Origin of the sequence: Halomonas alkaliantarctica (assembly GCF_029854215.1) — a bacterium.
GTDB classification, from domain to species: domain Bacteria; phylum Pseudomonadota; class Gammaproteobacteria; order Pseudomonadales; family Halomonadaceae; genus Vreelandella; species Vreelandella alkaliantarctica_A.
Window position 1 is genome coordinate 3,431,275 of sequence record NZ_CP122961.1, and the last position, 25,012, is coordinate 3,456,286.

Below are 25,012 nucleotides of genomic sequence, written 5' to 3' on the forward strand. Positions count from 1 at the left end.
CCTCCTCAATAAAGCGCTTTGTCGTTATCACGAATGAACTGCTCATTCAGACGACCGCGCATGACCCAATAACTCCAGGCGGTATAGAGCAGTATCAGCGGCACGAAGATGCACACCACCACGAACATAATCTTGAGCGTTAGCTCGCTCGCCGTGGCATCCCACATGGTCAGGCTATGGTTAGGGTTGAGCGACGATGGCATCACGAAGGGGAACATCGTCACACCCGTGGTGACCACCACCATGGCCATAGCCACCGCTGAGCTGGTAAATGCCAGCGCATGGCGTCCCAGTTTCATGGTCAGCGCACAGAGCACAAACCCTACTACGCCCAGTACGGGCAGTAGCCACAACAGTGGGAAGCGGTTGTAGTTGGTCATCCAGCCGCCAGCACTGACCGCCACGATTTTGCCGGTGGTATCGTTGTACCCCTGGGTATCGATCACGCTGGTTACCTGGTAGCCATCAATTCCCCATAGCAGCCAAATCCCACCCAGCACGAACAGTGCCGCGCACACCAGTGCTGTCAGGCTGCCGATGGCCGCACTACGACGGCGCAGTTCGCCCTCGGTTTTGAGCTGCAGCCAGGCCGCTCCGTGGGTGACGAACATGAGCAGGCTTAAAAGCCCAGCTAACAGCGCAAACGGATTCAATAGCCCCAGCAAGCCACCCTGATACTCCAAGCGCAGGTAATCATCGAACAGAAAGGGAACGCCCTGAAGAAGGTTGCCAAAGGCAACACCAAAGATCAGCGCGGGAACGGCCGAACCGATCGTCAGCCCCCAGTCCCAGCGGCTGCGCCAGTTGGGATTGTCCAACTTGGAGCGGTAATCGAACGCCAAGGGCCGCAGGAACAGCGCAAACAGCGTTAGCATCAAGGCGAAATAGAAGCCGTTGAAAGCCGTTGCGTAAACCGGTGGCCAGGCGGCAAACAGTGCTCCCCCGGCGGTCACCAGCCAGACCTGATTGCCGTCCCAGTGAGGCGCCATGGAGTTGATCATTACCCGGCGCTCTTCATCGCCACGCCCGACTATTTTGAGCAAGGTGGCAACGCCCATATCAAACCCATCGGTGACTGCGAAGCCAATCAACAGCACGCCGATCAGCACCCACCAGACAAACCTAAGTGTTTCGTAGTCCATCATCATGCCTCCCGTGTGGGGGTTGGGATTGGATAGTCAGCGTCGGCGTCATCCTCCAGGTAACCGCTGCCGGAAGGCCCCTTGCGAGCAAAGTGCTGCATCAACCACATTTCGATGATGACGAAAGTGGTGTAGAGGACACCAATGGCAATCAGCGTGGTGAGCACCTGTTCAGCCGTCAGACTGGAAATGGCCAGATGTACCGGTAGGATCTCGCCGATGGCCCAGGGCTGGCGTCCATACTCGGCCACGAACCAGCCCGCCTCACAGGCAATCCAAGGCAGCGGCAGGCTAAACAGTGCGAAGCGAAGTAGCCAGCGGGACTTCTCTGGCTGACGACGTACGCTATGCCAGAAGGCCAGCGCAAACAGCAACAGCATGCTAAACCCTGCGGCTACCATGGCCCGAAAAGACCAGAAAAGCGGCCAAACTTTGGGGATCGACGCTTCAACGGCTTGATCAATTTCCGCGGCGGAGGCATTGGCCACATCGTCGCTATAGGCGCTAAGCAGTAGCCCATAGCCAAGATCGCGGCGCACGTCCTCGAACCGGGCCATGTCTCCTTCGCTCCCTTCATCACTGCGCAGCCGCTGCATGAGAGCATAGGCTTCCTGGCCATTGATGATACGTTCGCGGTGTTCCTCCTTAAGCTCGCGAATGCCCATCACTTCGGTATCCAGCGAGCGCGTGGCGATCAAGCCCATCACGCCCGGTATGCGAACGGCGAAGTCGGTATGCTGTTGCGCCTCGTTGGGTAGCCCGAACAGCGTGAAGGCTGCCGGCGCGGGATGGGTTTGCCACTCTGCTTCGATGGCCGCCAGCTTGACCTTCTGCACGTCCCCCAGCTCATAGCCGGACTCATCGCCCAGCACAATGACCGATAGTGCGCTGGCCAACCCGAAGGCAGACGCAATCGCGAAACTGCGCCGGGCAAAGGCAACCTCGCGGCCCTTGAGCAGGTACCAACTTGAAATCGCCAGCACGAAAACCGCGCCGGTGACGTAGCCCGCCGACACGGTATGCACGAATTTGACTTGGGCAACGGGGTTGAGCAGCACTTCAGCAAAGCTGACCAACTCCATACGCATGGTGGCAAGATTGAGCTCCGACCCTACCGGATGTTGCATCCAGCCATTGGCAACCAGAATCCATAGGGCCGACATATTGGTCGCCAGCGCCATCAGCCAGGTAACCGCCAGATGCTTCTGTTTTGACAGGCGATCCCAGCCGAAAAAGAACAGCCCGACCAGCGTCGATTCAAGGAAGAACGCCATCAAGGCTTCTATCGCCAGCGGCGCACCGAAAATATCGCCGACATAGTGAGAGTAGTACGACCAGTTGGTGCCGAACTGAAACTCCATGGCGATGCCGGTGGTGACCCCCAGCGCAAAGTTAATACCAAATAGCTTGCCCCAGAACTTGGTCATCTGACGATAAATGGTTCTGCCGGTCATCACATAGACTGACTCCATGATCGCCAGCAGTATCGACAGTCCTAGCGTTAAAGGTACAAACAGGAAATGCACCATCGCCGTAAAGGCGAACTGCAACCTGGATAATTCAACAATGTCCATGAGTGACTCCCGATGGATAGCATAAACACCCCCTCGCCCCACCGGTAAGCCACTTATTGGCGCTCACCCAGGTAAAGCGATGGGTATAAGGTTATGCCTCCACCCGAGTCAAGAATTTGATCCCGGTCAACTCCTTATCGGTGCACAGCGTAGTTGCGACAAAATGCCCGTCCTTTAGTGCGCTTCATCCCAGTTGGCACCGCTCTCTGCTTCCACAATCAGCGGCACCTTCAGCTCCGCCGCGCCCTGCATGCGTTTTTGCACCTGCTCAATAAACGCCTCGACCTGCTTCTCAGCGACCTCAAACACCAGTTCGTCGTGCACCTGCATGACCATCAGCGCGTCGAACTCGCCTTCTGCCAGCCACGCATCCACGTCGATCATCGCCTGCTTGATAATGTCGGCAGCAGTGCCCTGCATCGGCGCATTAATGGCAGTGCGCTCGGCGCCTTGGCGGCGGTTACGATTCTGTGACTGAATTTCCGGTAGGTAGAGCCGCCGACCCAGCACGGTTTCGACAAAGCCATCTTCAGCTGCCTGGGAGCGGATACGCTCCATGTAGCGGGCAACCCCTGGGTAACGGTCAAAGTAGCGGTCAATATAGGTCTGCGCTTGGCCACGTTCGATACGCAGCTGACGTGACAGGCCCCAAGCACTCATGCCATAAATCAAACCAAAGTTGATTGCTTTGGCACTACGACGCTGATCGCCAGAGACCTTATCAAGGGAGGTACCAAACACTTCCGCCGCCGTGGCCGTGTGGATATCACGCCCTTCGGCAAATGCCTCAAGCAGGCCTTTATCTTCAGATAAGTGCGCCATGATGCGCAGCTCAATTTGCGAGTAGTCGGCGGCGACAATGCGGTAGCCGGGGCGGGCAATAAATGCCTGACGAATTTTGCGCCCCTCTTCGGTGCGGATGGGGATGTTCTGCAAGTTCGGATCAGACGATGACAACCGCCCGGTGGCGGTGACCGCCTGGTGGTAGCTGGTGTGTACACGGCCAGTGGCTTTATTGAGCAGCCGCGGCAATTTATCGGTGTAGGTGGACTTCAGCTTGGCAAGGCCACGGTGCTGCATAATCACCTTGGGCAGCGGGTAATCCAGCGCCAGCTCTTCCAGCACCCCTTCAGCAGTGGAAGGTGCGCCTTTAGGGGTTTTCTTCAGCACCGGGATTTTCTGCTCTTCAAACAGAATTTGCCCTAGCTGCTTGGGCGAACCGAGGTTAAATTCACGCCCGGCCAGCTCAAACGCCTCGCGCTCTAGTTCGCCAATGCGCTTTTCTAACTGCTGGCTCTGTTTGTGCAGCAGCTCAGCATCCACCGCCACTCCGTTGCGCTCAATCCGCGAGAGCACTTTGATTAGCGGCAGCTCAATATGATCCAGCACTTCTGCCAGGCGCCCTTCGCTTTCGACCTGGGGACGCAACACCTGCTGCAGTCGCAGGGTGATGTCGACATCTTCGCAGGCGTAAGGTACCGCCTGCTCCAGGGCAATTTGGTTGAAGGTCAACTGCTTCGCCCCCTTACCGGCAATCTCTTCAAATGAAATGGTTTTTTCGCCCAAATACTTGAGCGCCAGCGAATCCATATCGTGCCGCGTGGCGGTGGAGTTGAGCACATAGGAGGCCAGCATGGTGTCAGCAAAAGGGCCCGCCACGGAAATCGCATAGTTGGCCAGCACGGAAATGTCGTACTTGAGGTTTTGGCCAATCTTGGCTTTTTCCGGGTCTTCCAGCAGCGGTTTTAGCGCCGCCAACACCGTTTTGCGGTCAAGCTGCTTAGGTGCATCCAGGTAGTCATGGGCAAGGGGGATATAAGCCGCCTCCCCCGCTTCTAATGATAAGCCAATGCCAACAATTTCCGCGTCCATATAGTTGAGACTGGTCGTTTCCAAGTCAAAGCAGAAGCGCTCGGCGTTGTGTAGCCGCTCCAGCCAGCGCTCGAAGTCTGCCTGTTCGAGAATGACCTGGTCTTCACGAACAGACGCTTGACCGAAACCGCTATCCACGGACTCGCTACCCGCTTCATCAGCGCTGGCGGGCGCAGGCTCACCGCCTTTAACGTCATCCACGCCTTCGTCTTTGCCTTCCAGCAGCTCGCCCAACCACTGGCGGAACTCCATCTCTTTGTACAGGGTAACCAATGCTTCGCGATCTGGATGGGCAATATCCAAATCATCCAGTCCTACCGGCAGATCGCAATCGACTTTGATGGTGGCCAACTGATAGGAGAGAAATGCCTGATCGCGATGCTCTTCAAGCTTCTTGGGCAGGGTTTTGGCGCCCCGAAAAGTGAGCGTTTTTACTCGCTCTAAATCGCCATAAATGGTCTCCAGCCCACCGCCCATGCCTTGCAGCAGGCCAATGGCGGTTTTCTCACCTACACCGGGCACGCCGGGAATGTTATCGACCTTGTCCCCCATCAGGGCAAGAAAATCGATAATTAGCGCGGGCGGCAGGCCGAATTTTTCTTCCACGCCCGCCTCGTCCAGGGTTTCATCCTTCATGGTGTTCACCAGCGTGATATGGGCATTGACCAACTGCGCCATATCTTTATCGCCGGTGGAGATCACCGCATCGCGCCCCGCCTGGGTGGCGTGATGTGCCAGGGTGCCAATCACATCGTCCGCCTCGACACCTTCAATACACAGCAGCGGCAGGCCTAGCGCTTTTACGCAGGCGTGCAGTGGCGCGATCTGGCTGCGCAGATCATCAGGCATCGGCGGGCGGTGCGCTTTATAGTCGTTGTACATCTCATCGCGGAAGGTTTTGCCCGGCGCATCGAAGACCACGGCCATAGGGCTTTCAGGGTAATCCTTGATCAGCCGCTTGAGCATATTCAAGACGCCTTTCACCGCGCCCGTCGGCTGACCATTGGAGGTCGTCAGCGGCGGCAGCGCATGAAAGGCACGGTAAAGATAGGAAGAGCCATCGACGAGGACGATCGGAGCGCGAGCCATAACCAAGTTCCATTGTTAAATAAGATTGCTTAAAAAATAACGGCTAATAAGAGTTGATCATATGATACGCGTTGCGCAGGCAGCCTGCAGAGCCAAACTCGACTCTCTTATCACGACAACGCTGCCAACTGAGCGATCAAGCCGCTACAATAATGGGCTTAGCAACCTGGGCGAGACTCTCATGGCTGTATTTACCCCGCTTAGCGACGCACAGGTCGCCGCGTTTTTAGAAAAATTTGATGTGGGCAGTTTTGTTTCCCTTAAGGGCGTCGCGAACGGCACCGAAAATTCGACATTTTTTGTGACTACAGACCGCCGCGAGCTGGTGTTAACGCTGTTCGAACAGGGTGAGCACGCAGAGCTGCCGTTCTTTGTTGAGCTGTTGGACTATCTAGACGAACACCGCCTGCCGGTACCCGGCACGATTCACGACCGCGAAGGTATCGCGCTGCATAGCCTGGAGGGCAAGCCGGCGCTGCTATTTCCGCGCTTGCCTGGCCGTCACCCGCAAGCGCCCAATTTAGCCCAGTGCCACGCCCTTGGCGACACTTTGGGCCGCCTGCACGTGGTATCGAAGCGCTTTCCAGGCCACCGCCCGAACCCACGGGATCTCAATTGGCTGCACGTGATGCACCACAAGGTGTTGAGCTACCTAAGTCCCGCCGATCAAACGCTGATGAAGGACGAAGTCGACGATTTCGAAAGCGCTTTCAGCCAGCACGATGAGTTGCCCCAGGGCGCCCTGCACGGTGATCTGTTTCGCGACAATACCCTGTTCGAGGGTGACCAGCTTGGCGGTATTATCGACTTTTATAATGGCTGCACCGGCGACCTACTGTTTGACCTGGCGATTGTCATTAACGACTGGGCCTCTAACGACGATGGCACGCTCAATGCCGAACGCTATAGCGCGCTGTTGAGCGCCTACCAGGCGCGCCGGCCGTTAACAGAGGACGAGCGGGAACTTTGGCCGACCATGCTGCGCATGACGGCGCTGCGCTACTGGCTGTCACGCCTGCTGGTGGTCTACGTTGATCCCCCGGCCCACGATTTGACGCCCCACGACCCCGAACGTTTCCGAACCATTTTAAACGCGCGCATTGCCCACGGGGCACTGCCGCTACCCGAGGTTTCTGCATGAGTGTGATGGCGACAACTAGCCCTGCCCTTCGCGCACGGCGCACCTGGAATATCGACCAATGGGGTAGCGGCTACTTCGACGTGGATGACCAGGGCCAGGCCCTGGTTCGGCCCCTCGGTAATGATGCGGAAGGCCCGGCACTACCGCTTAGCGGACTGGTTCGCCAACTGCAGAGTGCCGGGCTGCGTCTACCGGTGCTGGTGCGCTTTAGCGATATTCTCCATGACCGGGTTGAGCAGCTTTGCGGCGCTTTTGATGCCGCGATGAGCGACTGCGACTACCAGGGCGGCTACACCGCTGTTTACCCGATTAAAGTGAACCAGCAGCGTCGTGTCGTTGAAGAAATTCTGGCCACCGCTGAGCGCGGCAACGGCCGCGTGGGTCTGGAAGCGGGCAGCAAGCCGGAGCTGCTGGCAGTGTTGGCGCTTTCTGACGGCGGCTCTTCGCTGATTGTCTGTAATGGCTATAAAGACCGCGAGTATGTGCGCTTGGCACTGCTGGGTGAAAAACTCGGCCATAAGGTCTATTTGGTGGTCGAAAAACTCTCCGAGCTGCAGATGATTTTGGAAGAGGCTCGCGAACTGGACGTTACCCCGCGAATTGGCCTGCGCGCCCGCCTTGCCTCGGTGGGTAAAGGCAAGTGGCAGAATACCGGCGGCGAGAAGTCTAAGTTTGGCCTCACCGCCAGCCAGATTCTCGAGGTGGTAGACACCCTTCGCCGTGAGGACGCGCTGAAAAGTCTGCAGCTGGTGCACTTCCACCTGGGCTCCCAGATCGCCAATATTCGCGATATTCAGCGCGGCCTGCGCGAGTGCGCACGCTTCTACCAGAACCTGATGCAACTGGGCGCGCCCATCGACACCGTGGACGTAGGCGGCGGCCTGGGCATCGACTATGAAGGCACTCGCTCGCGCAGCTTCTGCTCGGCCAACTACTCGATGCGTGAGTACGCTCGCAACGTGGTCAGCGCCTTTGCCCAGCTCTGCCAAGAGGCAAACCTACCCCAGCCTCATCTCATCAGCGAATCAGGTCGCGCGCTGACCGCACACCACGCGGTACTGATCACCAACGTGATTGGCGAAGAGCGTATTGATCACACCCCGCCGGAACGACACGTCCAAGAGGATACTCAAGTTGAGTTACTGTGGCGTGTGTTCGAGCAACTCGCTACCGCCCAAGAGCCACGCATGCTGGTAGAAGCGTGGCATGATCTGCTTCAAGCGGTTAGCGAGCTGCAGGAACGCTTTGTAATGGGCTTGAGCGACATTAACGCCCGCGCTGAAGGCGAGCGTGTGTATATGGCCGCCTGCGCGCGGCTGCGCAACCAATTGGATACCCGTAACCGTGCCCATCGCGAAATCATGGATGAGCTGGCGGAGAAGCTCGCCGATAAACTGTTCGTCAACTTCTCGCTGTTCCAGTCTGTGCCTGACGTTTGGGGTATCGAGCAGATATTCCCGGTGCTGCCGCTTAGCGGGCTGGACCAAGCCCCCACCCGGCGGGCAGTGATTCAGGACATCACTTGCGACTCCGATGGCCGCATCGACAGCTACGTCGACGGCCAGGGGGTCGAGAGCACCCTGCCACTGCCCGAGTGGTCATGCGACGACGAGCGCTGGCTAGGGTTCTTTCTAGTGGGCGCCTATCAGGAAATTCTTGGCGATCTACACAACCTGTTTGGCGACACCGACTCCGTGGACGCTGCGCTCAATGCCGACGGCGAGTGGACACTGTCTAACCCGCTGGCCGGGGACTCGGTGGCCCAGGTGCTTGCCTACGTCAACTTCAATGCCAATGTGCTCAAGCAGAAGCTTACCGACCAGCTAGCCGCCAGCGGCTTTACTGCCGACGAGCAAGCGCGCTTTGCGGCGAGCTTAAGCGAAGGGCTGGAAGGCTATACCTATCTTGAGTAACGAGGCTGAACGCTTGGTCTTGAAGAGAACGTTTTAGTCGCTCTAAACAAGAAACACCACCCTGATTGCGGGGTGGTGTTTCTTCGCTATCCAGTACTTTCATCCACCACTGTCCAGCAACTCTCTGCTCTTTTCGCTACTCGACTACGCTGGTTTCGACTTCCAAACCACCGGTCAAGGTTAATCGCAGTGATGAACCGCGAACCAGCTCTCCAACGCCTGATGGCGTGCCGGTCAAAATTACATCGCCCGGCTCTAGAGTGAAGTGACGGCTCATTTCGGCTACCAAGGTCGGTATGGCGAAGATCATGTCGGAGCCTTCACCGTGCTGGCGCTCTTCACCATCAATCTCAAGCGTGAAAGCCAGCGCGTTCCAGTTGGGAACACGGCTTAGCGGCAGAAACGACGAAAGCGGGCAAGCGCCATCAAACGCTTTGGCGATTTCCCAGGGATGCCCCTTCTCTTTTAGCTTTGTCTGTACATCACGCAGCGTTAAATCCATCGCCAACCCGATACCGACAATCGCACGCTCGGCCTCATCCAGGGTGGCGTGGGTTAACGTTTCACCCACTAACAGCGCAAGCTCGGCTTCATAATGCACATCACCGCGTGAAAACGGCGGATCCAACGGCTTGGTTAGATCCACAACACTGGTCGCGGGTTTAATAAACAGCAGCGGCTCCGTGGGAACCGGATTATCCAACTCTTTCGCATGGTCGGCATAATTACGGCCGATGCAGACAACCTTGCCCAGCGGGTGGGGAAACTCCTGGCCATCGGTGAACTGTGGAACAAAACGCATGGCGGGTATTCTCCTTCTCATTATGCGTGCCGCATTCGCAACGACAGGCGCAACAGTTTACCCCACCTATGCGAAGGTTCCACTCCCTTGGGTTATGAATTTGTTTCCCCACTTCATGCTAGCGATATTGCTGCGTCGGTTGGTCGGGGCTATGAGCCAAGAAATCAGGCCGTTGTTTAGCCGCAGCGTAAGGCGCCTCGCAACGATTATCCTGACGGTTAAATACAAAGAACACGTTGCTACGCGGGTCAGGCGAAAGGTTTGCATTCGAAGCATGCAGCGTATTGCAATCGAATAGCAGCAAACCGCCCGCCTTGCCTTTTGGTGCTTCAATCCCGTGCTTAGCTACGAGCTCGGTAAGCGCCTCGGGGCTTGGCACACCCACCTCTTGGGCTTTCAGCGAGCTTTTGTGGTTATCTTCTGGTGTTTCCCCCAGGCATGGCACAAACTTTTTGTGCGAACCAGGAATCAACATTAACGGGCCGTTGAACTCATGGTTGTCGGTTAGGATCAGCGATGCACTGACTGCGTGCATTGCTGGCATGCCATCTTCCGCGTGCCATGTCTCAAAATCGGAATGCCAGTTAAAGCCTTTACCGGCAAACCCAGGCTTATAGTTAATCCGCGACTGATGAACGTATGGATCATCGCCAATGATTTGACGCGCAGCGCCCGCTACACGCTGATCGCTGGCCAGTTTGCCCAAGCGTTCAGAGAGAAAGTGCACCGCAAACAGTGAACGAATTTCCTGGCTCTCAGGCTCAGTCACGCTGAAGTCTTTATTGAGATACTCATCATTGCTCATCAACGCCTTCATTTCCTGACGCAGCTCATCAAGCTCTGCGCCTTCAATGAGGTTGGGAATAAACAGAAACCCTTTGTGTTCAAACTCATCAAGCTGCGCTTGGCTTAACGGGCCGGAAAGCTGACGGCCTTTGACAACTGCATCTTGGCGCGGCAGCCAGGTTGTCTCAGGGGCAGTGCTTAAGCGCGAGGGATAGCTATCCTGTACCTCTGCGCGCCGAGCCTGAGTGCTGCGAACGTTAGGTGTATCGGCCATTTCGCTATATTGCTTATGGGCGGTTACAGAATTTAGCGGTGTGCTTTTGACTGTCATCTAATCCACTCCTTGTATGATTAGGTTTCAGATCGAACATATTGCACGTATAAATAATAGAGCACGGTTCAAGCGTCGTGCAGGGAGTAGCCTAGACCACTAAAATTCACTCGCAAGGCATGATTTCTGGTTTGATAACGTAGGTTACGTGAAAAAAATTGAAAAGTGGCTTTTAGGCAATACATCACCTAAAAGCTCACTCCAAACCACAATGTTTGCGGCTAATGTTGCTCATATTTTTTATCTAACTAAATGGTAAATCATACTTTGAAAAGACGGCTACCGATTTATGGGTTGATCAGCGCTCTATTAATAACCGCGGGGTGTTCTTCAGCAACAATGGATACTCTCGAGACAACGCACCACCCGGATGAAGCGTTGATCAACACCTACTGGAAGCTGGTGACGATTGATGACATACCGGTCGTCACGCTAGAGAATTTCCGTGAAGCGCATTTGGTTCTTCATCAAGAGGCTTCCCGCCTAGCTGGCGCTACCGGCTGCAATACCTTAATGGGCAGCTACTGGTTGGAAAACGAGCGCATAGCGTTTGAGCAAATCGCCAGCACTAAAATGGCCTGCCCAACACCCCAAATGAAAACCGAGCGAGACTTTCTAGCCGCACTCAAGCAGGTAACAGCATGGAGCGTGGATGGCGCGACGCTTGTCCTTTCTGGGGAGGATAATGAACCACTGGCAGCCTTTAAGGCGGTGCATCTTTATTAGTAATACGCACAGACAACGCTATGTTTAAAGTTATAAAGCTTCGCTGGTTAACCGACGGATATACAAGTGAAAGCAAGCTTCCTGAATAGCGCTTTATCCACAACCCTAAATAAATAGTGGTTGTGGATAACGCCAATACTGGACAGGTACTGTAGACACGAAAAAGCCGCCCTTTTGGGCGGCTTAGTCTAATTCTCTAACGCTTAACTTTTAACCACTTATAGTGGTGCCGACACCAGGAGTCGAACCCGGGACCTACTGATTACAAGAACGTGTCTGAGAAAGCCGCTGGAGCATACAATATCAAAAAACAGTGACTTACGACAACCAGAAATACCGCTTTAGCTCAATAGGTCATGCTTCTGTAGACATTTTTTCTGCTCATTTAGCCTAGCCAATTAGCTTTTAACTGTTTAAATTTCGTTATTCATTTGATCAACACCTAATCTATTTCTTTCTTTAACAACTTCATTGAAGAAGTATATTTTAGTTATATAGATAATCATTATCTTTCTTACAAAAAACCAGCTTGAAACTAAGTAAACAAAAATTAGCAATATAAAAAAAAGTAAAGAGACTGCTGAGCTTCTTAATATAAAAAAATAAAACAAATAAAAACAAAGCCCAAGAAACAGCTCTTGAAAGAAGAAAATATGCTTTATGCTCTTTGAACCTTCCTGGGATTTTTTTTTCCATTTATGCAGATCTAAAACACTTGACTTAGTTACTATAGCTTGCTGAACCTTCTCAACTAAAGCGTCAGTAAATTTATGTTCTCTTTTAGCGAAATTTTCAAGCACAGCCTTATTAATCATCGGTATTATAAAAAAAGCCAATACAAACGATATAGCAGCTATGAGAAAAGAGCCCTCTAAAAACTCGCTTTTAATAAAATCATACACTTTACTAACGGAAGCGCTTAAAAAGTCACTAAGTAGAAAATCAAAGACCTTTTCTGATGTTCCAAAAATTAGCAGTGAAAAAACCACAAGTCTGCTAAGCCTTATGAATTTTATAAGGCTACCGTACAATCTTAGAACTATAGCTTCAGGTAACATTTAATAAAGCCTAATGAATATTAGGTCTCCCCTCATGGTATCGTACGCCCCATTCCGAGAAACTGGACTGGCTAGAAAGCTAAAATCATTCTCTAAATTAAATGATTTTAACTTATTTGCATCTTCATCGTTAAGTATATAAAGGTTTCTTTCTTGCCCAGTCGAAGCACTGGTATATTTGGCATAATATCTGTATGGGCCAGTATTGCTTTTTCTTCCCAAGCCATCAATGGAACCATAGCAAATTACTGGCTCTTCCACCATTGTTCTCTCAACTATTGAGTTAAATCTTTTAGCTATTCTTTTATCAAACGTATATTTAAAGGTTTCTGCACCGTCATAAATTGCTATATCAACAGCTTGTCCATCTTCTCTAGTAACTGGATAAACTGCCTTGTTCATATCTCTTAAAAATTTACCTTGAGCATCACTTCTGTTAAATCCAGGAGTTCCATCTGCTAGCATCTCCTCAGAAATTAAATCTAAACCACCTTCACCTTCCAGCTGCTTAAGCACTGCAACCCTTTCACCAAGAGTAAGATGTAATTCCTCCGAAAATTCAGCTGCAGCTTTTTCATAAGGTTCTTTCATAAAATCAACGTACGTTTTTTTTATCTTGCTGCCCAAAACACCTAACAAGGGGACTTCAAAAGATCCCTCGACAAATGCACTTACATATAAGTCTGTTTCAAACTGCCTTTCATGGCTAAGTTTAGAATTTTTTAAGATTCTTCCTTCATGAGTATATATTGATAATTTATCTAAGCTACGCTGAAAGCTTTGTAAAGACGGTACTAGTTGCCTTACTAATACAGTGTGATCATTAGGTGTATTTTCATTGTAATACCTAATAGTTATTACTTTTTTCATTTGATACCCTGCTTTTTATCCACAATGCCTTCCCCCTGGATACCATCTATCCACAACCCGTTGTGCTAGTTGGTATCCGTCCCTGTTTGCTTCAATTCGCGGCGCGCCCTCTCTATGTCGGGGCTTATTTGTCCGCACGCTTCATCTGTCTGATCGGTCATCAACCAAAGTGTGTACTTGGTAAACGCCTTGCTCACTTCAGCTAATAGTTTCCCAGACGGCCCGCTGCGCCCCATCTCAATATTGATCAGGGTCTGCTTAGGCACGTCGATTAGGTCGCAGAAGGCTTGGCGTCCCATCCCCTCCGCTTCACGAATTTCTCGTACTTTTTTGCCAAGTTCGCTTGACATATATTTATTTCTGCCTATATTCGGATATAGATACTGTATTCAAATCTAGATACAATCTGAACATCTGCTGATTTGAAGATACCACAACATGCCACAGCGAGCAGGTACAGCATGGAAACGAGCAACACGCCCCACGTCCCCGCACCTCAAGTGCCCGTTATGACGATAGAGCGTTTCTCCGAGCTAACTGGCCTTACCCCCGACACCGTGCGGGGCCAGCTTAACCAGGGGAATCTCCCGCTTATCAAAGTGGGTCGTCGTCGCCTCGTTAATGTCGCGCTCTTTACCGCTGAGTGCCTTCAATCGGAGGACTGGCACTAATGACCGCTTTTGCTCCTATCGCCACGCTCGCGGCTCCCTGCACGCTGCTAGAGTCCGATGACCTCACCATCGCGTACCAAAAGCTCTTATTCGATGATGAAAGCGCCCCTGGTGGCGTCTACCTGCATCATCACATTGTTGCCGCTGGCGGCTTCTTCTTCATTGATGTACCCGCCGCTCACATGCTCGCCCTAGACCTGGATGACAGCACCATTATCCGCCTGTCCGACACCGACCACTGCGAGCGTTACGGGATCTCTTTCAAGCATTACCACCACGCCCTGGCCTACCTCGCCAAGCACTACGGTCTCGCCCAGGCCACAGACCGCGCCTCTACATCTACCGACGCCTCCCCTTGTTCCTCGGTGATTGTGGTACCGGCGCATCTATCCACACCCCCACGGCTAACGCGCCAACCGTTATCCACAACGGCCTTTAGCCCCAACGGAGTTATGCACATGAGTAAAAAACAGCCAATCCGCGTCTTTCTCGATCCGGAAACCCACAGCCGCCACCTCATTCAGGCGGGCACCAACGGCCTGACCTCCTCGGCCCTGTCGGAACGCCTGATTGAATACGGCCTAGCGCAACTGGAGAGCGGCGACAAAGCACCGCTGGAAGCCCTTTCCCGTGCCGCCTCCCCCGCTCCCCACAGCAACGAGGCCTGATCCTGTGCCCCCTGCCCGTCATCCGTCGCCCTTCGGTCGCACGGCGTACTTAGCCCGCCCCGGCGCGGCTGTCATACCCGAGGCACGAGCGGTTGACAGCCGTGACGGGGTGGGCTGCCGTGCAGAAAGACCGAAGGGCCACGGAGGGCGGGTTGGGGCACCCCCCTGCCTCGATTCCCGAGCTCTGAGGGAGCGGGGCCAGCGGTGCCTCCACGGCAGGGACTATGCACGCGCCGCCACCTACTACGCCCAGGCCGAATACCTGGCACTAGTACAAAACGGCGTGACACCTGAAACCACTGAGCTATCCATTCTCGCGGACTACTGCTTAACCCAAGCCGCCAGAACCCAACGCTAACGAAAAGGAACCATCACCATGATCAACACCATTCAAGCCCACGTTATCGGTGCCTCTCGCTACAAGATGGATAACGGCGTCCAGGGCGCCAAAATTTCCATCATGCAGGCTGCCTCTGCCGAGAACGAAAACGCTATCGGCAATCAGGTCAGCGTCATGACAGCGCCCTATGACATTTTCGACCAGCTCCACGCCGCTGCCCCGCACATGCCCTGTGCCATGGAACTGGATATAGAACTCCGCACCTCCTCCGCTGCGGCCGGTGGCAAAACCGTGCTTCACGTCATCGCCGCCCGCAAACCCAACGCTACCGGTAGCCAGCAACAAGCTACCGCCAGCGACAAAAAATAGGATTTTGAGCCATGGACACAACAGAAATTAGCGGTCTGTGGCTCCTGGTTTATTGCGTCGGCCTCGTCCTCGCCTTCGGGATCGGCGCGATAAATGGGGGCCAACGATGAACGATCCGAGCCTTACGTTTGTTGTTGGCACCCTTTTCACGTCCTACGCCGTCGGTTGGGCGTTTGGACACATCATCTTGACCCTTAAACGCTTTATGGAGTCTGTCTCATGAAACTTAAAACCATCGCACAACACGTAAAACAAGCCGCTACCACCACACGCGGCAAAGTCGCTGGCGGTGCTGCTCTCGTCATGAGTTCTGCTACCGCTCTTGCGCAAACTGCCCCCGCCGGTGCAGAAGCAGCTTTCAGCGAGGTTCAATCTCAAGGGGCTGATATGGCGGGTTACGCATGGCCTGTCGTTGCTTCCATCACCGCCGCCTTAATCGGCATCAAGCTGTTTAAGAAGTTTGCTAACCGCGCCTCTTAATACCGCTAAGCAAGGGACAACCAAGGGGCGGAAACGCCCCTTTTTATATAGCGAGGGCAACATGATTAAAAAAGCCGTTTTACCACTGCTCTTAGCGCCTTTTTTAATGGTGTTTTCTATTTTTTCTTATGCTCAAGCAACTGGCGCTTATTATTATGATGGTAGTCAGGGGTATAGCTCACCTACAGCTTTTTGCGCTGCTAACAAACCAAACGACACTGATACTGTAACTAGCGGAAGTGGTGTTAAGTTTAATAGATCAGATAGGTTTATCTGTGTAGGTTCAGTAAGACATGCTGCTAATCAAGGTGATTATGCAGGCGAGCTTATTACTAACGACTCTGTTTACGCTCAAGGTTATGTCGGCACTTGTACTTCTGCTAAACCTTCCTGCAATTTAGATAATGAATTTAATGAAGCTGTTAAGCAAAATCCTAATTTAATGCCCAAACTGTCAGATGAAGAGTGCCAGACTCAAAATTCCGGTACTTATTCAGGTTCAGCATCAGCAGCTAATTATCTTGCTGCTGGTGGTGCAGTTAAAACTGCGGGCGGTGCTTGTTCTGTTTCCGGTACCGGTGGTGTTGTTGCTTGTGGCGGTACTGATGACAATGTTTCTTGTTCTGTTCCTATTCAAGCTTCCTCTACAGGTGAATACGGCGAGTACGTCGAGGGTGAATACATCGCGTCGCTAGGCGATGGTGGCACTTTCTCTGTTGTTGACTTTAATACCCCCGAGTATCTAAACGAGCTCCCTGGCGGCTGCTCTGACCCGTCTAGCTGCGTCACCATTGGCGATACCTCTTATTTAGTCGATTGGGATTCCGCGCCTGATTACTTCTCCTATGTCGACTCCAGTGGAACCACCCATTCCAAACCGTCTTCCGGTGGCGGCGGCGGTGGTGGTGACAATGGCGGTGGTGATGACAATGGCGGTGGTGATCCTACCGACCCCACAGACCCCACCGACCCCACTGACCCAGGCGGTGACGATGGTGGTGATTCAGGCGGTAGCGGTGGCGGGGATGATTCCGATGATGACAACGACAATGGCGGTGGCTCTGGTGGCGGTTCCACCGTACCGGATTTTGAGTTTGATGAATCCGGCATCATTGAAGCGATTGGCTCCGCTGGCCAGTCCAACCGAAACGCCATTAACGCCCTCTCCAACGATGTAACGGGTGCCATCAGTAACCAGACCGATGACCTCAATACCGCCACTACTGCACAAACCGATTCCATCAATAGTTCGCTAGATGATCAGACCGACGACCTTACCAGTGCCATTGACGGCCAGACGGGAACCCTAACCGATTCACTTGATGCCCTGGGCACCACCTTCACCGAGGCGCTCAAGGGCTTAGGTCTCGGGAGTGTGGGTGACGATACGGGCGACGGTGAAGGTGATGGCGAGGGAGAAGGTGAAGACGGTGAAGGCGATGGCCTGTTAGGCGGCATTTCCAAACTGCTCAACCGCATGGTCAATAAACTCGCCTCCCGCTTTACCGAAGACCTTGGCGACGGTGACGACCTGTTTGACTCGTCCGGTCTGGATGAAACCCTCGACGGGGTGACCGAGCAAGAGCAGCAATACACCGGCGAAGTAAATGCCCTCATGGATGAGATCGGCGACGGTGCCACCTCCGGCATTGCCGATCAGATTACCTCCCGCCTTCCCTCGCTACCGTCCGGTGGCTGCGTCCCCCTCCAGTTCGGCCCCATGGAAATCTCCTGCCAAGCGTTTAACACCATCAAGCTCTGGCTGACCTGGATTATCTATTTCTGGACGGTCGTCAGCATCGTCGACACCTTCTTTCGCTCTGAACAGAGGACGGCATAAATGGCACTTCCTGCACTGCTCGGCATGGGCGCCCTCATCAGCTTTTTCACGCGCATTGTGGAATGGTTTGTTACCCGTATTGCCTCCCGTTTTACGAGCCGGTTGGCGGGCATGCTGGTATGGACAACGCTCTATATCACGCTCCTGGTGGCGCTCGCCTCGACCTTTGCCATGATCATCAACGGTATTAGCGCCTCACTCCCTTCCGATCTCGCTAACGGTATGGGTGCCGTGAAACCTAACAACCTTGAAGCCTGTATTGCAGCCATCTACAGCAGCAAAGTGGCCATGTGGGTCTTCCAGCAGAAAAAACAGTTGATCGACTGGGAGCAAGGGAGGCCCGTTCTCTAATGGCCGTTTACGTCGTCACCGGCAAACTAGGTGCCGGTAAAACCCTGGTTGCCGTGGGCAAGATCAAGGACAAGCTGACCCAGGGGTGCAAAGTCGCCACCAACCTGGACTTAAACCTGGATAAGCTCATTGGCGAACACGCCAAGCTGACCCGCTGCTACCGCATCCCTGATAAACCCGTCCTGGCTGACCTGGAGTCCATCGGTACCGGTACCGACGATTACGACGAAAACAAAAACGGCTTACTGGTACTCGATGAATGTGGCACATGGTTTAACGCCCGCTCCTGGAACGATAAAAGCCGTCAGGACGTCATCAACTGGTTTCTCCACGCTCGTAAATTGGGCTGGGATATCATTTTTCTGATTCAAGACTTGTCGATCATGGACAAGCAAGCCCGCGTCGCTCTCGCTGAACACGTGGTCTATTGCCGTCGCCTGGATCGCGTCTCCGTCCCGTTCGTGGGCGCGCTTTACTCGATGTTCATGGGCTCCAAGATGCCCATGCCAAAAGTCCATCTAGGCATCGTCAAATACGGCGACTCTCCGCAAAGCCTCACCGTTGAACGCTGGACCTACACCGGCCGCGCGCTCTACCCCGCGTACGACACCAAACAAGCCTTTTCTGACCACTACCCCCACGGCACTTACTCCGTGCTGCCGCCCTGGCTCACCCACGGCAGGCTTCGTGTGCCTCACGACGCGAGGTTCTACATGAAAATGACCCGTATCTACTGGAAACGCTTCAACCGCCCGTTGCTCACCCTGGCATCGTTCGTGCTGGGCTGCTTTATCACCCTCTCGGTACTCGTCGCCGACCGTGTGAACGCTCGATCACAAGACGACACCCCCGCTGCACCGCTAGAACTGCCCGACCTTAGCACCACCCGCATCGCCAGCTTTAGCCAGTTTGGCGAGCACACCACTTACCGCCTCATTGATAGCGACCGCCAGTCCCTCACTACCGACGATCTCGCCCGCCAAGGCTTCCGCATCGTCCCTGTGAACGCCTGTCTCGTCCGCATAGAAAATGGAGTTACCCATGCTGAAATTCGCTGTTAAAACCGCCGCTTCGTTCGCCCTAGCCACCGTCATCGCCACCAGCGCCCAGGCCACCCCAATTCAGATGCAGGACACCGATATCAGGGACTTCGTGCGCTGGTACGTCGAGCAAACCGATACCCCGTTGGCCATTCACCCGACCGCCACCGGCACACTCACGGTCTACGCCCCCGATGTGCCGGATCACCAGTTGGATGAATTCTTTCAAGGTGTCTTGAGTTCACACGGCTACACTATTCTCCCTGGCAACCCGCCGACCGTTGCACCGGCCAGCCAAACAGCCGCCACAAAAACACCAGGTGTTTCTGCTCAACCAACACAACCACTCGATCCCGCCGCTGCGATCGCCAACGCCCCAACGCTCACACCACCGCCAGAACCCCAGGCCACCCACCTGTTTTCGTTCGATAACGTCCGCGCTGACGATATTGCCCCGCTGATCACCACCTTTCTGACCCAGAACGCCCAGGAAGGCACCACCTTGCCGCGTGTCCAGGTGCTTCATGCCTCTAATGCCATCTTGGCCAAGGGTCCAGAAAAGCAGCTTGAGCAGCTTCAACACTTCATTCCCCAGGTGGACGTTGCCCACCCGCAATTACTCATTCAGGCGGTCATCTTTGAAACCACCAACGGCGACACGCTGGATCTCGGCGTCTCGCTCGGTCGTGCGTCGGGTTCGACTATTGCCGGTGGCTTCAACACCGCCAACCTCGGCACCTCTTTAGCCTCCGCCGGTGGCACCTTCGGGATCTTCGATGGGGATGTACTCGCGTTTGCCATCAATGCCTTACAGCGCGACTCAAGCTCTAACGTGTTATCCACACCGCAAATTCTCACGCTCTCCGGTAAGCGTGGCACCATTTCCATCGGTCAGAATGTCCCGTTCGTCACGGGTCGCGTCACCGGCGAATCGGCAGACGTTACCAGCCCCTTTCAGACCATCGAACGCCGGGACATAGGCATCCGTTTAAACGTGCTGCCGGTGGTCACTGCGTCGGGCCTCGTAATCATGGATATCACTACATCGGCTGACTCACTCACGGATTCTGTGCTAGCCTCAGATATCATTACGAATCAACGGCAAATCAATACCACCGTTCAGATACGTTCCGGCCAAACACTGCTGTTAGGTGGCCTTTCGTCACAGGATGACCGTTCCCAGGTCTCCGGCGTTCCAGGCCTTTCCAGCGTCCCTGTTGCCGGTCGTCTATTCCAGAACGAATCCAACTCCCGCCAACGTACCAATCTGCACGTACTGTTACAGGCGACGGTGCTTCCTCGCTTTGACCCCAGCCAGCTCGCGACAGCTTCCCATGCTAACCAAACGGTAGCCGGGCTGATCGCAACAAGCTGGCGGCAAGAGGTCGAGACCCTCCCTGTAACACGTCTCGCAGAGTAATTAACCCAATCGAGCTAATGGCTCACTACAGCACGTTTCAACATTTTCAAAATTACAGGGTTATAGGCTATGGAACGTTGGGAACGGTACTCTCTTGCGTCGCTCCAGCGAGGCGAACAAGACCAGTTTGGAAAGCTGCTTATCAGTTCGCTAGGACAGCGAGAAATGCACAATCTGCGCATGTTAAACGCGGGCGTGGATACAGTACGCCAGCTCTACCAGGGCAAACCGCAGCTTCCCCAATTCGATAAGATCATCAACGTCTACAACGAAGGCAAAGGTGCCACTATGCGCATTTTTGACCAGGAGTGGTCTGTGGGTGCCGGCGCAGCAGGTTCAGGCTTCCGCTACCGCCTCCAAAACAATGAGCTAGGCGCTATCGTCTTCTTCCAGGCACGGCACGTGAAAACCGAGAATACCGGTAGCCATCTGAAGATTGAGCTAAGCCCCCACTTCATCCAGGAGCGCTCCCCTCAGCAGTGCCAAAAGTTCATGGATATGATCGCCGCCTCAATGCTGACCCAAGTGGAGCCAGTGGGTGCAGCTATTCACCTCGCCCTGGATGTACAGGGCTGGGAGCCTCCCAAAAACTTCATGGAACGTTTCGTGACCCGCTCTAAGAAGATCATGCGGATCGACGGCATCGACACCCTGGAATTTGACCACGGCAACATTGCTACCACCTATGGCCGGGGTGAAACCTATATGTTTGGTACAGCAGGCGCGCTCCAATGCTGTATCTACAACAAAACACTGGAAGCCAAGCACCGCGACAAAATGCACTTCTGGGAAGGTATCTGGCAAAACGCTGTCGATGATGACCTAAACAGCACCTACAACCCTGAAGAAACCGTCTGGCGTATTGAGCTGCGTTTCCACCAGTCCGTACTCCGTGAGTACGCCCAAGGCATCCCCTGCAACGTCGACACCGGTGAAGTGCTCGATCATAACCATGGCTTCAGCCGCTTCATAGATGTGGTTCCGCACCTTACCGGCCTATGGCGTACCGCCATGCAATCCTATCGCCTGGACGCCCGACGCAACCTGATCGATCCCGCATGGCAAGTCATGCAGGATGACGCCCGTTTCTACTGTCACGAACCAGGCTTTATGTACAAGCGTGCGCGGAAAGCGCCTGGACTCGGCAACGAAAAGAACGTAACCCTGGCGTTTGGCAACCTGATTAGCATCTATGCCCGCCAGGGTATCCGCACCGACCAAGCTATTGTCTATCTCAAGCGCTCAGGAATGTGGGAAGACCTTGAACAGTACTACCGACGACGAGGCGTCAACACCGGCCAGTTCCGACAGATCGTCGAACAAAAGCTGATAGAGCGACGATTGGTAGGGAAAGCCGCGTAATGAGCATTAAGAAAGTCGATAATGGATGGTTGGTCGATTGCTGGCCAACGGGTCGTTATGGCCCAAGGGTACGTCGAACTTTTAAACAACAATCAGCCGCTAAACGCTTCGAAGCCAAAATAATGGGGCAAGGGGCAGCCGGTGAAGACATGACCGGACTACTAAGCGACAAACGCCGCCTTAGCGACCTAGTTGATCAATGGTATGAACATCACGGGCAAACACTTAAAAGCGCTCCGGATCGCCTACGCTCACTGCGTAACCTCGCCACGGCTTTAGGTAATCCACAGGCTAAAAAATTCACGGCTCAACAATGGGTCGAGTATCGCGCCCAACGCTTAAAGGACGTTAAACCAAGTACCATTAATCACGAACACACCTACTTAAAGGCGGTCTTTTCAGAACTGGAACGGCTATCGCTATGGCCACACGGGAACCCGATGCAGAAAGTCCGCAAGGTTCGCACCGATGAAACCGAAAAAGGCTACCTTGACGACTATCAGATAAAACGCCTGCTCGAGCATCTCACCGACCAGTTAACCGATGATTGCTACTTCATCACCGTCATATGCTTATCAACAGGCGCACGGTGGGGCGAAGCCCAATCACTTAGAGGTGAGAACGTCCGCACTGATCGCATAGTGTTTTCAGGTACCAAATCAGGCAAGACACGCACCGTACCCATCTCGCCCGACTTGGCTAAACAGCTGCGACAGCGGCGAAGAATAGGCCGCCTATTTGGCAACCGTTATAAAGCCTTTAGGCGAGTGATAAACGAACTAGGAATTGAATTACCGGAAGGACAGTTAACCCACGTATTACGCCATACCTTCGCGAGTCACTTCATGATGAACGGGGGCAATATTTTGGTGCTTCAACAGATACTTGGCCATCAGTCGATCACGATGACAATGCGCTATGCTCACTTCGCGCCTGAGCACTTGGAGGAAGCAGCCAAGCTGAATCCATTGGCAATGTCTACGCTGTAGACACTTTGTAGACATATACGAAAAAGCCGCCCTTTCGGACGGCTTATTCAAATTCTCTAACGTGTTGTTTTTACCACTATTTCAGTGGTGCCGACACCAGGAGTCGAACCCGGGACCTACTGATTACAAGTCAGTTGCTCTACCAACTGAGCTATGTCGGCGCTTCACGTTTTCTTGAGAAAATGATTGCTTTACTGTTAGGCTTCGCAATCAACAAGAAATTTTGTTGGCAATGGCTGGGGTACCAGGATTCGAACCTGGGAATGCCGCTACCAAAAAGCGGTGCCTTACCACTTGGCGATACCCCAGCAGTGTGGTGGCCAGAGACGGAATCGAACCGCCGACACGGGGATTTTCAATCCCCTGCTCTACCAACTGAGCTATCTGGCCGCTGCCAACGGTGCGTATTAAACTAAAAACCCCGCTTTTCGTCAACACCTTTGTGAAACTTTCTTGCGATACCGATGCTTAGAGGTCTTTTTTCCTGCGCCATATCTGGCTCGGGCTTCGATACACCGATACCTAAAGCCACTGATGACAAGTCAGTTGCTCGACCACCGCCCGCTACTAGAAAGAGCCTACTTTCTCTTTATGCCTGCTATTCATGTCTGCTCATGCCTGCGTGGGCGGTACATAGCCTTCGGCTTGGTCGGTTTCCTGATTGTCCAGGAAGCGCTGCATCTGATCCATTAGGTACGCACGGGATTCGGGGTCGAGCATGTTGAGGTGTTTCTCATTGATCAGACGGGTTTGCAGCGCCTGCCAGGCTTCCCAGGCGGGTTTGGAAACGGTGGCCTGAATTTCCTGGCCCTGCTTACCTGGCAAGGGAGGAAATGGCAGTGCTTCCAACTCTTTTTGGTACTTGCGGCAAAAAACGGTATTGCTCATAACGTGCTCCTGGTTCTGCGACTTCATTCAAGGATCTCATCCAATCAGCTAGCAAACGCTTAAGCGTGCCCTGCTGTGGGATTGAGGCTAAAGGGCGTTAACTGGCTGAGCAGCGCTTTAACGGGGGCAGCAAGGCCCAGCGCGGGTGGCTGATTAACGTCGTACCATACGCCGCTTTCGCGAACACCGCCCAGCCTATCGCAGCTCACCGGCTGCGGGGTAATCTCTAAGCGAAAATGGCTGAAGGTGTGGTAAAAGCTGGGCGATGTAGCCTCCCGCTTAGGGTTAACGGCGTTGTTTTCAAGCCAATCGTTGAGTTCGCTGTGCTTCTCGAACTGCGGCAAACTCCATAACCCGCCCCACAGGCCACTGGGAGGGCGCCTCTCCAGCCATATCCGCCCTTCCGGGTCACGCAGCATCAGCATGATCGTTTGTCGTGTGGGCAGCGCCTTTTTGGGTTTGGATTCCGGGTAGCGCTTTGGCTCGCCTTGGGCATAGGCCAAACAGACATCGTTAAACGGACAGCTCAGGCAGTCCGGTTTGCTGCGTTTACATAGCGTGGCGCCAAAATCCATCATCGCCTGGGTGTAATCCGCTAGGCGCTCTTCTGGAGTGTAGTACTCTGCCAGCGCCCATAGCTTTCGCTCCACGATAGGCTTGCCCGGCCAGCCGGGCAGCGCATGCAGGCGAGTGAGCGAGCGTTTTACATTGCCATCTAGAATAGCGGCACGCTGCCCCGTGCTTTGCGCAATGATAGCGCCAGCGGTGGAGCGGCCAATACCGGGCAAAGCCACTAACGCGTCAATACTCTCCGTCGGCAGCTCGCCATTGTGCTCCGCCAACGCCACCTGTGCAGCTTTATGCAGGTTGCGCGCACGGGCATAGTAACCAAGGCCCGTCCAGAGGTGTAGCACTTCATCCTGTGGCGCCTTGGCGAGGCTTTCCAGGGTAGGAAAGCGGGCCATAAAACGCTCAAAATAGCCTATAACGGTGGTCACTTGGGTTTGCTGCAGCATGATTTCTGACACCCACACGCGGTAGGCGTTACGCGGTGACTGCCACGGCAAGTCATGACGGCCGTAGCGGTCGAACCAGGCCAGTAGGCGCTGTTGGAATTCACTTGCCGCCAGCCGCGGCGTGGGCATATCTGCCATGCACGCTCCTTAAACAGAAATGGGGATATGAAATAGAAATAGGACTACAGAGGCGCCAATAAAAAAGCGCCGGCGTGAGGGCCGGCGCAGCACTGACTGTTTTGATTAATGCGTCATTTCACATCCTGCGCAATAC

General features: G+C 53.9%; 25 protein-coding genes and 3 tRNA genes. 15 read left to right on the forward strand and 13 right to left on the reverse strand.

All coding sequences use genetic code 11. The features are described from left to right. Positions 1–5: 5 nt before the first annotated feature. From cydB to polA, 3 genes are all read right to left on the reverse strand, one after another. Positions 6–1,148 carry a cytochrome d ubiquinol oxidase subunit II gene (cydB, locus tag QEN58_RS15790; protein WP_341870830.1) on the reverse strand — a complete coding sequence of 381 codons (1,143 nt, stop codon included), beginning with the start codon at positions 1,146–1,148 and terminating at the stop codon, positions 6–8. Beyond that, positions 1,145–2,716, reverse strand: coding sequence for a cytochrome ubiquinol oxidase subunit I (locus tag QEN58_RS15795; protein WP_280104559.1), 1,572 nt, complete (start codon positions 2,714–2,716; stop codon positions 1,145–1,147). Before QEN58_RS15795 ends, cydB begins: the two co-directional genes overlap by 4 nt. A gap of 174 nt (positions 2,717–2,890) precedes the next feature. Further along, the gene (polA, locus tag QEN58_RS15800; RefSeq protein ID WP_280104560.1) at positions 2,891–5,677 is read right to left on the reverse strand and encodes a DNA polymerase I; all 2,787 of its coding nucleotides are present in this window, start codon (positions 5,675–5,677) and stop codon (positions 2,891–2,893) included. A gap of 181 nt (positions 5,678–5,858) precedes the next feature. On the opposite strand from polA, the gene QEN58_RS15805 reads away from it, so the two are divergent. Together QEN58_RS15805 and speA are read left to right on the forward strand one after the other, a co-directional pair. Continuing rightward, a complete protein-coding gene (locus QEN58_RS15805) occupies positions 5,859–6,818 on the forward strand; it encodes a homoserine kinase (protein WP_280104561.1) in 960 nt (319 codons plus the stop codon). After that, entirely contained in the window at positions 6,815–8,731 is a 1,917-nt protein-coding gene (gene speA, locus QEN58_RS15810) for a biosynthetic arginine decarboxylase (protein WP_280104562.1), read from the forward strand. Before QEN58_RS15805 ends, speA begins: the two co-directional genes overlap by 4 nt. Positions 8,732–8,867: 136 nt before the next feature. Here speA and QEN58_RS15815 read toward each other — a convergent pair whose 3' ends face one another. Both QEN58_RS15815 and thpD read right to left on the reverse strand, forming a co-directional pair. Continuing rightward, positions 8,868–9,533 (reverse strand): fumarylacetoacetate hydrolase family protein, encoded by a 666-nt coding sequence (locus QEN58_RS15815; protein ID WP_280104563.1) that lies wholly within the window; start codon positions 9,531–9,533, stop codon positions 8,868–8,870. A gap of 118 nt (positions 9,534–9,651) precedes the next feature. Beyond that, positions 9,652–10,650, reverse strand: coding sequence for an ectoine hydroxylase (thpD, locus tag QEN58_RS15820; RefSeq protein ID WP_280104564.1), 999 nt, complete (start codon positions 10,648–10,650; stop codon positions 9,652–9,654). A 339-nt stretch (positions 10,651–10,989) separates the two neighbouring features. On the opposite strand from thpD, the gene QEN58_RS15825 reads away from it, so the two are divergent. Then, positions 10,990–11,376 carry an META domain-containing protein gene (locus QEN58_RS15825; RefSeq protein WP_280104565.1) on the forward strand — a complete coding sequence of 129 codons (387 nt, stop codon included), beginning with the start codon at positions 10,990–10,992 and terminating at the stop codon, positions 11,374–11,376. Positions 11,377–11,789: 413 nt separating this feature from the next. Here QEN58_RS15825 and QEN58_RS15830 read toward each other — a convergent pair whose 3' ends face one another. From QEN58_RS15830 to QEN58_RS15840, 3 genes are all read right to left on the reverse strand, one after another. Continuing rightward, positions 11,790–12,434 carry a hypothetical protein gene (locus QEN58_RS15830; protein WP_280104566.1) on the reverse strand — a complete coding sequence of 215 codons (645 nt, stop codon included), beginning with the start codon at positions 12,432–12,434 and terminating at the stop codon, positions 11,790–11,792. After that, positions 12,435–13,304: a hypothetical protein gene (locus tag QEN58_RS15835; protein ID WP_280104567.1), complete on the reverse strand. Its 870-nt coding sequence runs from the start codon at positions 13,302–13,304 to the stop codon at positions 12,435–12,437. A gap of 65 nt (positions 13,305–13,369) precedes the next feature. Then, a complete protein-coding gene (locus QEN58_RS15840; RefSeq protein WP_280104568.1) occupies positions 13,370–13,654 on the reverse strand; it encodes a helix-turn-helix transcriptional regulator in 285 nt (94 codons plus the stop codon). 111 nt (positions 13,655–13,765) lie between these two features. Between QEN58_RS15840 and QEN58_RS15845 the strand changes: the two genes are divergently transcribed. The 12 genes from QEN58_RS15845 to QEN58_RS15895 all read left to right on the forward strand — a co-directional run bounded on the left by QEN58_RS15845 (position 13,766) and on the right by QEN58_RS15895 (position 22,834). After that, positions 13,766–13,975, forward strand: a complete 210-nt coding sequence (locus tag QEN58_RS15845; protein WP_273189616.1) for a MerR family transcriptional regulator — start codon at positions 13,766–13,768, stop codon at positions 13,973–13,975. After that, entirely contained in the window at positions 13,975–14,643 is a 669-nt protein-coding gene (locus tag QEN58_RS15850; RefSeq protein ID WP_280104569.1) for a hypothetical protein, read from the forward strand. The genes QEN58_RS15845 and QEN58_RS15850 overlap by 1 nt, the downstream gene beginning before the upstream one ends. Before the next feature lie 4 nt (positions 14,644–14,647). Further along, the gene (locus QEN58_RS15855; RefSeq protein ID WP_280104570.1) at positions 14,648–15,001 is read left to right on the forward strand and encodes a hypothetical protein; all 354 of its coding nucleotides are present in this window, start codon (positions 14,648–14,650) and stop codon (positions 14,999–15,001) included. An 18-nt stretch (positions 15,002–15,019) separates the two neighbouring features. Then, positions 15,020–15,352 (forward strand): hypothetical protein, encoded by a 333-nt coding sequence (locus QEN58_RS15860; RefSeq protein ID WP_280104571.1) that lies wholly within the window; start codon positions 15,020–15,022, stop codon positions 15,350–15,352. Positions 15,353–15,363: 11 nt separating this feature from the next. Beyond that, complete coding sequence (locus QEN58_RS19520; RefSeq protein ID WP_425270291.1) at positions 15,364–15,462, forward strand: tail virion protein G7P-2; 99 nt, start codon at positions 15,364–15,366, stop codon at positions 15,460–15,462. Positions 15,463–15,571: 109 nt separating this feature from the next. Further along, complete coding sequence (locus tag QEN58_RS15865) at positions 15,572–15,832, forward strand: major coat protein (protein WP_280104572.1); 261 nt, start codon at positions 15,572–15,574, stop codon at positions 15,830–15,832. Between the two features lie 442 nt (positions 15,833–16,274). After that, on the forward strand, positions 16,275–17,672 hold the full coding sequence (locus tag QEN58_RS15870) for a hypothetical protein (protein ID WP_280104573.1): 1,398 nt from the start codon (positions 16,275–16,277) through the stop codon (positions 17,670–17,672). Further along, complete coding sequence (locus QEN58_RS15875; protein WP_280104574.1) at positions 17,673–18,023, forward strand: DUF5455 family protein; 351 nt, start codon at positions 17,673–17,675, stop codon at positions 18,021–18,023. Continuing rightward, positions 18,023–19,084 (forward strand): zonular occludens toxin domain-containing protein, encoded by a 1,062-nt coding sequence (locus QEN58_RS15880; RefSeq protein WP_280104575.1) that lies wholly within the window; start codon positions 18,023–18,025, stop codon positions 19,082–19,084. The genes QEN58_RS15875 and QEN58_RS15880 overlap by 1 nt, the downstream gene beginning before the upstream one ends. Then, positions 19,065–20,483, forward strand: a complete 1,419-nt coding sequence (locus QEN58_RS15885; RefSeq protein ID WP_280104576.1) for a secretin N-terminal domain-containing protein — start codon at positions 19,065–19,067, stop codon at positions 20,481–20,483. The genes QEN58_RS15880 and QEN58_RS15885 overlap by 20 nt, the downstream gene beginning before the upstream one ends. Positions 20,484–20,648: 165 nt before the next feature. Beyond that, positions 20,649–21,845 carry a hypothetical protein gene (locus tag QEN58_RS15890; protein ID WP_280104577.1) on the forward strand — a complete coding sequence of 399 codons (1,197 nt, stop codon included), beginning with the start codon at positions 20,649–20,651 and terminating at the stop codon, positions 21,843–21,845. After that, positions 21,845–22,834, forward strand: a complete 990-nt coding sequence (locus QEN58_RS15895) for a phage integrase (protein WP_280104578.1) — start codon at positions 21,845–21,847, stop codon at positions 22,832–22,834. Before QEN58_RS15890 ends, QEN58_RS15895 begins: the two co-directional genes overlap by 1 nt. Positions 22,835–22,919: 85 nt before the next feature. Here the strand turns inward: QEN58_RS15895 and QEN58_RS15900 are convergent. The 5 genes from QEN58_RS15900 to mutY all read right to left on the reverse strand — a co-directional run bounded on the left by QEN58_RS15900 (position 22,920) and on the right by mutY (position 24,876). Continuing rightward, a tRNA-Thr gene (locus tag QEN58_RS15900) sits at positions 22,920–22,995 on the reverse strand. A gap of 72 nt (positions 22,996–23,067) precedes the next feature. Continuing rightward, a tRNA-Gln gene (locus tag QEN58_RS15905) sits at positions 23,068–23,142 on the reverse strand. A gap of 6 nt (positions 23,143–23,148) precedes the next feature. Next, a tRNA-Phe gene (locus QEN58_RS15910) sits at positions 23,149–23,224 on the reverse strand. Between the two features lie 222 nt (positions 23,225–23,446). Further along, entirely contained in the window at positions 23,447–23,722 is a 276-nt protein-coding gene (locus QEN58_RS15915; protein WP_223288922.1) for an oxidative damage protection protein, read from the reverse strand. 59 nt (positions 23,723–23,781) lie between these two features. Further along, complete coding sequence (gene mutY, locus QEN58_RS15920) at positions 23,782–24,876, reverse strand: A/G-specific adenine glycosylase (RefSeq protein WP_280104579.1); 1,095 nt, start codon at positions 24,874–24,876, stop codon at positions 23,782–23,784. Between the last annotated feature and the right edge of the window lie 136 nt (positions 24,877–25,012).